At 39.2% G+C, this 12266-nt stretch carries 14 protein-coding genes; 7 read left to right on the plus strand and 7 right to left on the minus strand.

The window, feature by feature from the left end:
- Positions 1–22 precede the first annotated feature (22 nt).
- Together BGO42_RS10315 and BGO42_RS10320 are read left to right on the plus strand one after the other, a co-directional pair.
- The gene (locus BGO42_RS10315; RefSeq protein ID WP_177729930.1) at positions 23–331 is read left to right on the plus strand and encodes a rhodanese-like domain-containing protein; all 309 of its coding nucleotides are present in this window, start codon (positions 23–25) and stop codon (positions 329–331) included.
- 111 nt (positions 332–442) lie between these two features.
- A complete protein-coding gene (locus BGO42_RS10320; RefSeq protein WP_273244108.1) occupies positions 443–1165 on the plus strand; it encodes a suppressor of fused domain protein in 723 nt (240 codons plus the stop codon).
- A 32-nt stretch (positions 1166–1197) separates the two neighbouring features.
- Here the strand turns inward: BGO42_RS10320 and BGO42_RS10325 are convergent, their stop codons facing one another.
- The 3 genes from BGO42_RS10325 to alaS all read right to left on the minus strand — a co-directional run bounded on the left by BGO42_RS10325 (position 1198) and on the right by alaS (position 5586).
- Positions 1198–1845: a DUF4230 domain-containing protein gene (locus BGO42_RS10325; protein ID WP_177736093.1), complete on the minus strand. Its 648-nt coding sequence runs from the start codon at positions 1843–1845 to the stop codon at positions 1198–1200.
- A 40-nt stretch (positions 1846–1885) separates the two neighbouring features.
- Positions 1886–2845, minus strand: coding sequence for a GSCFA domain-containing protein (locus BGO42_RS10330; protein ID WP_273244110.1), 960 nt, complete (start codon positions 2843–2845; stop codon positions 1886–1888).
- A 113-nt stretch (positions 2846–2958) separates the two neighbouring features.
- Entirely contained in the window at positions 2959–5586 is a 2628-nt protein-coding gene (alaS, locus tag BGO42_RS10335) for an alanine--tRNA ligase (protein WP_273244112.1), read from the minus strand.
- A 267-nt stretch (positions 5587–5853) separates the two neighbouring features.
- On the opposite strand from alaS, the gene BGO42_RS10340 reads away from it, so the two are divergent.
- The 5 genes from BGO42_RS10340 (at position 5854) to BGO42_RS10360 (ending at position 9130) form a co-directional block, all read left to right on the plus strand.
- Positions 5854–6831 carry a M23 family metallopeptidase gene (locus BGO42_RS10340; protein ID WP_177729935.1) on the plus strand — a complete coding sequence of 326 codons (978 nt, stop codon included), beginning with the start codon at positions 5854–5856 and terminating at the stop codon, positions 6829–6831.
- The gene (locus BGO42_RS10345) at positions 6831–7160 is read left to right on the plus strand and encodes a MerR family transcriptional regulator (protein ID WP_177729936.1); all 330 of its coding nucleotides are present in this window, start codon (positions 6831–6833) and stop codon (positions 7158–7160) included. The genes BGO42_RS10340 and BGO42_RS10345 overlap by 1 nt, the downstream gene beginning before the upstream one ends.
- A 128-nt stretch (positions 7161–7288) precedes the next feature.
- Positions 7289–7879, plus strand: a complete 591-nt coding sequence (locus tag BGO42_RS10350; protein WP_177729937.1) for a LemA family protein — start codon at positions 7289–7291, stop codon at positions 7877–7879.
- 3 nt (positions 7880–7882) lie between these two features.
- The gene (locus BGO42_RS10355; protein WP_273244115.1) at positions 7883–8320 is read left to right on the plus strand and encodes a TPM domain-containing protein; all 438 of its coding nucleotides are present in this window, start codon (positions 7883–7885) and stop codon (positions 8318–8320) included.
- Positions 8321–9130 (plus strand): TPM domain-containing protein, encoded by an 810-nt coding sequence (locus tag BGO42_RS10360; protein WP_273244117.1) that lies wholly within the window; start codon positions 8321–8323, stop codon positions 9128–9130.
- Between the two features lie 212 nt (positions 9131–9342).
- Here the strand turns inward: BGO42_RS10360 and BGO42_RS10365 are convergent, their stop codons facing one another.
- The 4 genes from BGO42_RS10365 to BGO42_RS10380 all read right to left on the minus strand — a co-directional run.
- Positions 9343–9957, minus strand: a complete 615-nt coding sequence (locus BGO42_RS10365) for a DUF6705 family protein (RefSeq protein WP_273244119.1) — start codon at positions 9955–9957, stop codon at positions 9343–9345.
- Positions 9957–10601, minus strand: coding sequence for a DUF6705 family protein (locus tag BGO42_RS10370; protein WP_273244120.1), 645 nt, complete (start codon positions 10599–10601; stop codon positions 9957–9959). The genes BGO42_RS10365 and BGO42_RS10370 overlap by 1 nt, the downstream gene beginning before the upstream one ends.
- Complete coding sequence (locus BGO42_RS10375) at positions 10601–11248, minus strand: DUF6705 family protein (protein ID WP_273244122.1); 648 nt, start codon at positions 11246–11248, stop codon at positions 10601–10603. The genes BGO42_RS10370 and BGO42_RS10375 overlap by 1 nt, the downstream gene beginning before the upstream one ends.
- A 28-nt stretch (positions 11249–11276) precedes the next feature.
- The coding region (locus BGO42_RS10380; protein ID WP_286749214.1) for a hypothetical protein at positions 11277–12266 on the minus strand (990 nt) is incomplete at its 5' end.

The following is a 12266-nucleotide window of genomic DNA, read 5'->3' on the forward strand; positions in this document are numbered from 1 at the left end:
ACCTTTGATAAAAATTAAAGTTATGGGACTTTTAGATATATTAGGTTTTGGAAACAAATCGGAAAACATTAAAGCGTTTATTGCCAAAGGAGCAATTATCATTGATGTGAGAACTCCCGGTGAATTTGCCGAAGGACATATTACAAACGCTAAAAACATTCCGCTCAATGCTATTGCCGGCAAAATCCAGGATATCAAAAAGCTGGGCAAACCGGTCATTACCTGCTGCCATTCCGGAATGCGGAGCGCACAGGCTGCCACTATCCTAAAACAGCACGGCATTGAAGCCCTGAACGGTGGCGGCTGGAGCAGTCTGAACAGCAAACTGTAACAGCATTGCTGCTATAAAAACATCCGAACAGCCTTAATTTAACACGAATCTTTTTTTCATTTCCTGTTACTTTTCTTATATTGTTGGCTATAATTTTTAAAACACCAACTCATGAACCAGGAACAAGATTATGATGCAAAAGGCAATCCTATTTACCGGCATACCCAGGAAAGTGACGATTCCCGAGTGGCCAGCAGCTGTCGCTATTTAGACGAAATCACAGCACATTTAGAAAACCATATCGGGGATGTTCACCTGGTTTTTCACGAAATAATTTCCGAATTTGTTCATATAGATGTTCTTTGGATCAAACCTACAGCGGATTATCCTTACAATGTACTGATTACTTCCGGTATGAGTGACAAACCGATGCATCTTCCGGATGGAATTGAAGGAAAAGAAAACTGGCAGTATGGCGAATTAATGGTTATTCTTCCGGCTGACTGGAAAATCAGTGATGAAGATTTTGAGGATGACAAAAATTACTGGCCGGTCCATTTTTTAAAACTGATTGCCCGCTTACCGCATCAATACAACACCTGGGTTGGCTACGGACATACAATTCCGAACGGAGAAGAGGCTTATCCTTTTGCCGAAAACACCCGTTTAGGATGCATGATGGTACTTCCGCCTTATGTTAGCTTTAATGAGGAGTTTTTACAATTTAAGGCCGAAGACGGCAACCTGATTAACTTCTATGCTCTGGTACCTTTGTATAAAGAAGAAATGGAATACAAAATGACTGAAGGTGCCGATGCCTTACTGGATTTATTTGACGAATACAACATTGACGAAGTCATTACGTTAGACCGTCCGAATGTATGCTTATCATAAAAAAACAAACCCGCTTTATGCGGGTTTTGTTTTTATAATTTAAGCTGCTCTCCTATCGCCTGTTCGTTATCCAGAACCCGGTTTTCATATTCCAGTTTCCAACCCATCGAATTGGTCAGGATCAATAGTTTCGAAAGCTCACTGATCAGGCGGTTTTTAGCATTCGTTTTTAATGCTGATTTTTCAATTTTCTGAGCCAGATCGGCTTTTACTTTTTTATTAATCTTGTTATAATCATCGCCTGTAAACGGATTCATTCGGCTTTGATCTACATCATAAAACTGAATATCGGGACTGATTTTTATTTCTTCTTTCGGAATATTCAGAATGGTAATTGTTTTATTTTTTTCGTCTATATCATATTTTATCTGCCGTAAATCATAGGCTACCGTAACATCGGCATTAATGATAATCAGCGCTTTCTTTTCAAATGTCAGCAAATCCATCAGGTATTTTTGCTGGTCTTTATAGGTCATTACCTGCGCATAATGCCCTTCGGTCACCACCAGTTTCCCCACATTCCTGATTTGCTGCTGGATCAGGTCGGTATTGTATTCCGTAGTGGTTGTTGCCTTTTCGGAAGTCACAAACTTATAAATCACAAACCCGATGATTATAAAAATCAGCAGGTAGATTATTTTTCCGGAACGCGCCAGTGCCTGCACTACCGGAACCAGCATGTTTTTGATATTCGTTTCGTCCGATGTTTTCCTTGCCATATTAAAAAGTGATATTGGGATATTGTACTGCTAATGTAGCAATCTTTAGCTGTAGATTTTTTAAAAACTTTGCATGTTGTTCCGAATCGGGATTAAAAGAGCGGTGTGCCAGTCCTTTCCGGATGCTTTCCACCTCATCCATTACAGGATAAGCGGTTTCGGCAATCCTGCTTTCAGAAAAACGCTTCCAGATATATTCTATCGCTACCGCATTGGGATGGATCATATCCTCTGCATAAAAGCGATAATCGCGTAGTTCGTCCATCATGATCTCATAACTCGGGAAATAGTCTATAAAAACGGCTTCTTCCGAAAATTCGGCTATGGTCTGGTGAATCGCAGTGATCAGATTCGCTTTACTCCATTGGTTTTCCGTAAAACCATCTTTAATATGGCGCACCGGCGACACGGTAAAAATGAGCTGCGCCTCCGGATTCAGCCGGTGAATTTTCGAGATAATACCGGCAAGACTTTCTTTTATAGCCGGAATACCCAATAATTCTTTATTAAATTGCTTTTGCGGGACTTTATGACAATTCGCCACTATTTTACCATCTTCTGTTTTTCGATACACCCAGGCCGTTCCCAGAGTGATTATAACGTGGGTTGCTGCCGCTATTTTATCATGCGCTGTTGCGGCAATAGCATTCAGGTTCTGAAGCAGCACTTCCCGATCGGTTTCACTCAAATCGGAATGCCCGTCGAATGTATGCCACTGTTCGTTATGAAAAAAGACATCTTCTGCTGTAAATTCTTTCCTGAAAACAGCAACGTCAATCAGTTTTTCAATGGCGAGCGGATGAAACAGTATTCCAAACGGATTGCAGTAATGCTGAAACTTAAAATAGTCGAGTTTCTCACTCATATTGACCGCAAAACAGGAACCTAAAGACACTACTGCGGAAGTATAATCTATTGGATTTTTACTTTTTAAAACAGGTATTTGGGTTCTGAACTGCATGATCCGTTTGTTTTTTACAAACTTAGGGATTTTATTATTTGAAGAATGTCCCGCTTTAAATAAAAAACCCAAAGCAAAATTACTTTGGGTTCTCTATCTTATTTAGGTTCTGTCTATTTTACATAGTCAATTGCTTTTTCCAAAGCTTCGTTGATTCCTCCCGGATTTTTACCACCGGCAGTTGCAAAGAACGGCTGTCCGCCGCCGCCGCCCTGGATATATTTTCCAAGTTCGCGAACCACTAAACCGGCATTCAATCCTTTTTCGGCAACCAGTTCTTTAGAAATATAACAGGTCAGCATCGGTTTCCCTTCTTCGGCTGTAGCCAGTAAAAGGAACAGATTTGTTCCGATGTTCCCCAGTTCATAAGCCAGGTCTTTTGCTCCGTTCGGATCCAGGTCAACCTGTTTTGCCAAGAATTTCACTCCATTGATTTCCTGTATTTCGGAAATTAGTTCTCCTTTTAAGTTTTTCGCTTTTTCTTTTAACAAAGCTTCAACCTGTTTTTTCAGTTTGGCATTTTCATCCTGTAAAGAAACCACCGCTTTAATTGTATCCTGCGGATTCTTCAACTTTTCTTTGATCTCTTTCAGCGTATTTTCCTGTGAAGCATAGAACGCTTTTACAGCATCGTTTGTAATCGCTTCAATACGTCTGATTCCTGCAGCAACAGCTCCTTCACTGGTAATTTTAAACTGCCAGATATCTGCCGTATTCTTCACGTGGATTCCACCGCACAACTCCATACTGTCGCCAAATTTAATCGCACGAACATTATCGCCGTATTTTTCACCGAACAAAGCCATAGCACCTTCCTCAATTGCCTGCGCAAAAGGAATGTTTCTTCTTTCAATTAACGGCAGTTGCTCCTGAATTCTTGCATTTACAAAATCTTCAACCTGTTTCAATTCTTCATCGGTTACTTTTGCAAAGTGTGAAAAGTCAAAACGCAAATAATTTGGCGCTACCAACGATCCATTTTGCTCCACATGTGTTCCCAATATAGAACGCAATGCCTGGTGCAACAAGTGTGTTGCCGAGTGATTGCTTGCCGAATGTAAGCGCAAATCGTTGTTTACTTTCGCTACAAAGGTAGCGTTCACATTTTCCGGCAGTGTGGTCGCAAAATGTAAAATCAGGTTGTTTTCTTTTTTAGTATCCACGATCTCAATCGTTTCGTTTGCCGAGACCAAAACACCTTTATCACCAACCTGTCCTCCTCCTTCCGGATAGAACGGGGTGTTATCTAACACTAACTGGTATAATTTACCATCTTTTTTACTGTCTACTTTACGGAAACGGGTGATTTTCACGTCATTTTCCGTTTGGTCATATCCAACAAATGTTTCAATATTACCTTCTACTAATATAGTCCAGTCGTCTGTTGAAACTTCTGAAGCGGCACGGGAACGTGTTTTTTGCTCCAGCATGGCTGCATCAAATCCGGCCTCGTCAAGATTATAACCTCTTTCTCTTAAAATCAAGGCTGTTAAATCGATCGGGAAACCAAAAGTATCGTATAATTCAAATGCTTTTGCTCCGGAAACGATGATTCCTTCCGTTCCTGCAATTACATTTTCCAATAATTGCAATCCCAGATCCAACTTTTTCAGGAAAGAAGCTTCTTCTTCTTTAATCACATTGGTAACCAATCCTTTTTGAGAGGTGATTTCCGGGAAGAAAGCCCCCATCTGGTCGCTTAATACCGCTACCAGTTCGTAAATGAACGGTTCTTTTTTGTTCAGGAAAGTAAAGGCATAACGAATCGCACGACGTAAAATACGGCGAATCACATAACCGGCTCCGTTATTGGACGGCAATTGTCCGTCAGCAATTGCAAACGCTACCGCACGTACATGATCGGCAATAACACGGATCGCGATATTAACTTTCTCTTCTTCCTCGTCTTTAGCTTTAATTGTATATTTTCCACCGGTAAGGCTTTCAATTTTTTGGATAAGCGGCGTAAAAACATCCGTATCATAATTGGATTTCACGTTCTGCAATACCATACACAAACGTTCAAATCCCATTCCGGTATCCACGTGCTGTGCCGGTAATTTTTCTAAGGATCCGTCCGCTTTACGGTTGAATTCCATGAATACGTTGTTCCAGATTTCCACTACCTGCGGGTGATCGGCATTTACCAGGTCTTTACCGGGAACCAATGCTTTTTCTTCCGCCGAACGGATATCGACGTGAATTTCCGTACATGGTCCGCATGGTCCCTGATCTCCCATTTCCCAGAAGTTATCTTTCTTATTTCCCAATAAGATCCTGTCTTCTGCAATTAGGGTTTTCCAGATATCATACGCTTCCTGGTCGAAAGGCACGTTTTCTTCTTTACTGCCTTCAAAAACGGTAACATACAAGATGTCTTTATCGATTTTGTAAACTTCTGTCAGTAATTCCCAAGCCCAGTTAATCGCTTCTTTTTTAAAGTAATCTCCAAAACTCCAGTTCCCCAACATCTCAAACATGGTGTGGTGGTATGTATCGATACCCACCTCTTCCAGGTCATTGTGCTTGCCGGATACACGCAGACATTTTTGTGTATCGGCTATACGGGCGCTTTTTGGTGTTCCGTTTCCAAGAAAAAACTCTTTAAACTGAGCCATTCCGGAATTGTTAAACATCAAAGTAGGATCGTCTTTTAAAACGATAGGAGCCGAAGGCACAATCAAGTGTCCTTTGCTTTGAAAAAAGTCGAGAAACTGTTTTCTGACGTCTTGTGATTTCATATACTGCATTTATTATTGATGCGAATTGCTTTTCGCCCGTATTTTATTAATTTATTTACAACCGTTAAATAAGGCTTTTCCATGCCGGGCATCCTCGTTATCATGAACTTACACTTAACATACCCTACCCTAACTACCAACAAATAAGCTAAATGTTTCCCTACAAAAAAACAATTTAATGAAACATTTATTAAATTTGTTCGTCTAACCTTACAAAAGGTTGCCATTTAACTTTTTATAAGGTGCAAAAATAGCATATTTTAGAAAATGTCGAAGGTAAAATATTATTACGATTCTGAAAAATTAGCCTATCAGAAAATAAAACCTAAAAAAGGACGTCGTTTAGGGTATGCAGGACTGTTTATTGTTTCCGCTGCTTTATTCGGTTTTTTGTGTTTTATTGTCCTGATCAATACGCCGTTTTTTGAAACACCAAAGGACAAGTTACAGGCAAGGGAAATAGAAAATTTAAAGATTAATTATTCCATTCTAAATAAAAAAATGGATCAGTTGGACGAGGTTTTAAGTGATCTGGAAGAACGTGACAACAATTTGTATCGTGTTTATTTTAACAGCTCGCCGATACCCGACGAACAACGCAGAGCCGGTTTTGGCGGAATTAACCGCTATAAGGCACTGGAAGGTTTTAACAATTCGGAACTGGTCCTGAATACGACCAAACGGGTGGATGTTATTACCAAACAATTGGTAATTCAGTCCCGTTCACTGGATGAAATATTAAAACTGGCCAAAGACAAGGAAAAGTTATTATCGGCTATTCCTGCCATACAGCCGGTTAAAAATGAAGATTTGAAGCATATGGCTTCCGGTTTCGGATACCGAAGCGACCCGTTTACAAAAGTGCGTAAGTTTCACGCCGGAATGGATTTTTCCGCTAAAACCGGCACGCCTATTTTTGCTACCGGTGACGGCGTGGTAAAAAGAGCAGACAATTCGTTATCCGGTTACGGAAATCATATTGAAGTAACCCACGGCTATGGCTATGAAACACTGTATGCCCATTTAAGCAAATACAATGTACGACCGGGGCAGCGCGTTAAAAGAGGGGATATTATAGGCTATGTGGGCAGTACCGGACGTTCGGAAGCTCCCCATTTACACTATGAGGTTCACAAAAACGGTGAAGTGGTCAATCCGTTAAATTTCTATTACGGTTCGATATCTGCCAAAGAATATGTTTTAATTTCACAATTAGCTAATCAAGAAAATCAATCGCTCGACTAATGCATTTAGACTTACCTGAAAAAAGATATTACAGTATAGGCGAACTTGCCAAGGCATTTGATGTGAATGCATCGCTAATTCGTTTTTGGGATAAAGAATTCGATATTCTGAAACCCAAAAAGAACGCTAAAGGCAACCGGATGTTTACCCCGGAAGACGTTAAAAACCTGCAGCTAATTTACCATCTGGTAAAAGAAAGAGGTTTTACACTGGAAGGTGCCAAAATTCATTTAAAGGAAGGGCAGAAAAAAACACTCGATAAATTCGAAATCATTCGTAAATTAGAAGCAATCAAAGTACAGCTTGGTAATATGAAAAATGAGTTGTAGTTGGGGGAAGGTAATAAGCAAGGGGCAATGAGTAAAAGGCAATGGGCAAATGAGGTGGTGACTTCGTCTGCCGGAACAAATAAAAAATAATCACTTAAAACAATAAAAAACTTTAAACTTAGAGAAATATGAAAAAATGGTTAATTCCCGTAGGTATAATTGTTGTAATCATCGTTATTCTATACAGCTGGGCAAAAGGCATCAATAACACTGCTGTAACTCTGGATGAGACTTCCAAAGAAGCATGGGGTAATGTACAGACTTCTTACCAAAGAAGAAACGACCTTATCGGCAACCTTGTTAACACAGTAAAAGGTGCTGCCGATTTCGAAAAAAGCACATTGGAAGCAGTGATCAAAGCACGTTCGGAAGCTACGAAAACAACCATTGATCCTTCCAACATTACACCGGAACAATTAGCAGAGTTCAACAAAGCACAAAGCGGTGTTTCTTCGGCTTTATCCCGTTTACTGGTAACTGTAGAGCAGTATCCTGATTTAAAAGCAAACCAAAACTTCCTGAAATTACAGGACGAATTAGCCAGTACTGAAAATCAGATCCTAACGGCAAGAACCCGTTTTAACGAATCGGTTAAAGCGTATAACAGCCATATCAAAACATTCCCTAACAGCATTTTTGCCGGGATATTCGGCTTTAAGGAAAAAGCTTATTTCAATGCTGTTGAAGGTGCAGAGAAACCTGTTGAAGTAAAATTCTAACACATGTCTGTAACCGAAGATTTTCTAACCGCCGATGAGGAGAATGCCATTGTAAATGCCATTCAGCTTGCAGAATTAAACACTTCCGGCGAGATTAGGGTTCATATCGAAAATCATACTGAAAAACCTCCGCTCGAAAGGGCTCAGGAGGTTTTTTATACTTTAGGCATGGATCAGACAAAAGCCCGTAACGGCGTATTGTTTTATGTGGGAGTATCCGATCATACTTTTGCTATCATTGGGGATGAAGGTATTCACAATATGGTGGAAGACGATTTTTGGGACTGCACCAAAGACATTGTAATTGAACATTTCAAAAACAAACGATACAAAGAAGGTCTTGTGGATGGTATCATAAGAGCCGGAGAACGTTTGAAAAAATATTTTCCTTTTGAAAGTGACGATACCAATGAATTATCGAACGAAATATCCAAAGGATAAATGACACATTTTATTTCAAAAATCATCAGAAACCTGTTGCTGCCGGTACTTTTTTTACTACTGCAGCCGGTTGCTGCACAATTTAATATCCCGGAAAAACCGAGTTTACAAACGAGTGTTTACGATTATGCCAATATGCTGCGTCCGCAGGAAAAGCAAAGTCTGGAAGAAAAACTCGTTCGGTATTCGGATTCCACTTCCACACAAATCGTTGTGGTTACGATTGCTTCCCTGCAGGGAGAGGACATCGGTATCCTGACGCCAAAATGGGCACAGCAATGGGGCATCGGACAGGCGAAGGAAGACAATGGTGTTTTTATCCTGCTGGCTCAAAAGGAGCGCCGTATCTGGATTTCTCCGGGTTATGGCGTAGAAGACCGCTTAACAGCCGGTATAGTGGGTGAAATCACGCGTAATGTTATTATTCCGGAGTTTAAAGCGGGTAGTTATTACAACGGTTTAGACAAAGGAACAGATACCATCATTGAGGTACTGAAAGGAAAATATAAAGGCACCCGCAAACCCGATCAGTCGAACAGCGGTATCGGTGGTATTTTCTTTTTTATTTTCGTTGTCATCATCATTATTATCATTATTGCCCGTAGTAAAAACAATCGTGGCGGTGGTGGAAACGGCGGCTTTAACGGCGGACCAAGCATCCTGGATATCATTATCCTGAGCAGTATGGGTCGCGGCGGTGGCGGCGGTTTTGGAGGAGGAAGCTCCGGTGGCGGTTTTGGCGGCGGTGGATTCGGTGGCGGCTTCGGCGGTGGCGGATTTAGCGGCGGCGGTGCCGGCGGAAGTTGGTAAAATAATATTAAAATCGGGGCAATTGCCCCGATTTTGTTTTTATAACCTATCCGATTTTTGTATAATCGCTTCAAAAGAGATTGTTCTGTGAGGCTGTAACATTACCGCTTCCTGTCAGGCAATCCTACTTTTAACTTCTTGACACCATTCACAACATAATATTTATACTCATTCCTGCCCTTAAATAATTGCTACATAGATTCCCATCGTTACTAATTCACTTTAGTCAATATTATATCGGTTGGTATTGTGAAAGTTGTTGGTTCATCTGTTCCCCGCATACCCATAGGTAAAGTTACTTTCCAATGTGCAGTTAAAGGATTTGTAAAATCATTTATAGTCATTACTAACTGTCCTCTTACTCCAGTTGGATAGGACGTATTTAAAACCCCTACAACATCAAAAATAACTCCGCTCATTATATTATTATTTATAGCTGAAGCAAGAATAACGGTTTGCCAAGGTGTAATTGAAGTGCCAATATTAATTTGTGAGGTATATAAAACAGTTTCATTAGGTTGTCTGTAATTTTGAATCATTTTATAATGACCATTTATTTCATCTCGATACATTTTTGGCTTTTTGGAGAGATAAGGCACCTTTGTTTCTTTTAAAAGCTTTACCACAAAAGTTTTATCACCGTCTATATAGGTCCATGTACCTATAAATGGGGTAAAATAATTATTTACGTCTTTATAATAACATATAAAGTTCTTACCATGTTGATTATCTGTAGTATAATACTCCTTTAATTTCACTTCTATTTCCGGCTTAACAGCACAGAACTGAAAAGCCAATAGTGATAGTAATGGAATTATCTTTTTCATTACGGTTGTTTTATCAAAACATATTCTCCATAAGGTACACTAAAGCTATTTACATTTGCTGGAGGTCCGTCAAAAGAATTTAATATTTCAAGTCCATTACCGGTATAAACAAATTGAACTTTAAGCTTTGTTTGTCCGTCAAATGTTCTAATAACAAATTTATTACTTATTCCATTCCAAATATTTCTCCTGCTGGGCTCATTAAAATTCAATAATAATCTTCTTTCGTCTTCTCCGCATTCAGGGCATAATGGATAAGTTGATTTAAAAATTCTTGCTTGAGAATAAAGATTATAATCTGTAATATCCGTAAAAGAATTGTTCAAATTTGAAAGGGTATTTACTTTTTCAACTCCATTCTCAATATATTGGTATTCTCCAATTAAATAATCCTCATAATAATTTTTAGGACCAGTAACATTATAAAACATTAGTTTTTTAACAAAGGTTATTTTGAAAGAGTTACCATCATTTGAATAAAGCCAAGTGCCTACATATTGGTCGTTAAATCCGTTGACATCTTTGTAATAAGCTCCTTCAGTACCTCCAAATTTTTCATTACCATACATATCAATTATTGGCGTTTGAGGATAAATATTAAATATAGTACATACAAATATCAGACTGTATATAGATACTTTCATTACGGCTGTTTTACTAAAATATATTCTCCATAAGGAACACTAAAGCTATTTACATTTGCTGGAGGTCCATCTATAGTATTCAAGGATTCAAGCCCATTACCGGTATAAACAAATTGAACTTTTAATTTTTCTTGTCCGTTTTGCATAAATCTTCTAATCACAAACTTATTACTTATACCTCCCCAAATATTTCTACGGGAAGGTTCGTTAAAACGCATTAATAAGCGTAATTCATTCTCACTGCATTCAGGACAAAGAGGATAAATGGACTTATCATAGGGCACAACACTGACAAGATTGTAGTCAAATATATTACTGTGTGATTGGTTAATATACGACAGTGTATTTACCTTTTCAACTCCATTATCAATGTACTGAAATTCTCCAATAAGAAAATCCGCATAATAGTCTCTAACGTCATTCGTTACATGAAAACTATTTTTTTTCACAAACGTAATCTTAAATGTTGTATTGCTGTTTGTGTAAACCCAGGTACCAACATATTGGTTGTGGAATCCACCAATATCCTTATAATATGCGCCAGCTACTCCTCCATAGTATTCAGCCTCATATATACCAATAATTGGTGTTTGTGCAAAAATGTTTAAACTGATTAGGACAAGTATTAAATAAATATATTTTTTCATTTTTATGAATATTAAATAAGAATTATTCTTAACATGGTTTCAAATTAGGCTTGCCTTTAATATTTTCCAATTCACCCCACTTAGTAACATTATCAGTTGCTTCGTATAACCCCATTCCTAAGTCAAAATCTTCAATAATTTTTAATAACGCCAGTTTGAATTTATCCATGTTTCCTCCAGGCTTTATTTTACGATACTCCTTTTCAATCTGATTTTCTATGAATGCCCTTTTCAGGTTAAAATTAGTGTAAAACTTCAAAGGATCTTTAATTTTTATAGCGAAAACACCATCATAAGTAGTCAGTGTTAATACATATTGGGTCCAGTCTTTGGGTTGGCCTCCATTATTATGTTTAAGCGCTACTCTCATTAAATATTCAAGATCATCAAAACTAAACATAGGATAATATCCAAAAGACGGAGGAGGATGGGTATGTGCTGCTCCTATATAATTCCCTCCGATATAAGCTGCCATGTTTAATATATTAGGATTCTGACTGGATGCCTCTATAACTGTTGGTGCCATAATAGAAGTAGAAGTACTGTCAAAATTTCTAAAGGCAAATCCCCACTCGCCCGGTTGATTTTTTCTTGCTTCAAGTGTCGCAAAAGATAGCTTAACAGACGGATTATCGGTCAATCTTTTTAAATGATAACAAGGTGTGGGAGGTGCTGAAGGTACTGTAGGATCATCTTCCAACACCGGCACCGTTGTAAAATCAGGACAACGCGGACAAGGATTCGGCGGTGTCAGTTCATCATCATTTCCGGGTTCGCCATCACCGCCGCCACCTCCGGTACCGCCCATACCGTCCCCACCGGAGTATTGTCCGGCGCCGGCGCCAAAACTGCCGCCTCCGGCTACCATATCGCAGGTCGTGGTGGTTACCTCAAACAAGTGGTTAGGGTTGTTGCAATACTGAGTCGCCACATGCGGTGTGGTCGATCCGCTTCCCGACCAGGACTGGTCACACATCATCACCGTTGCCGTAACACAGACTATTTTTTTCCCTGCCAG

The sequence above is a fragment of the Flavobacterium sp. 40-81 genome, assembly GCF_001898245.1.
Taxonomy (GTDB): Bacteria; Bacteroidota; Bacteroidia; order Flavobacteriales; family Flavobacteriaceae; genus Flavobacterium; species Flavobacterium inviolabile.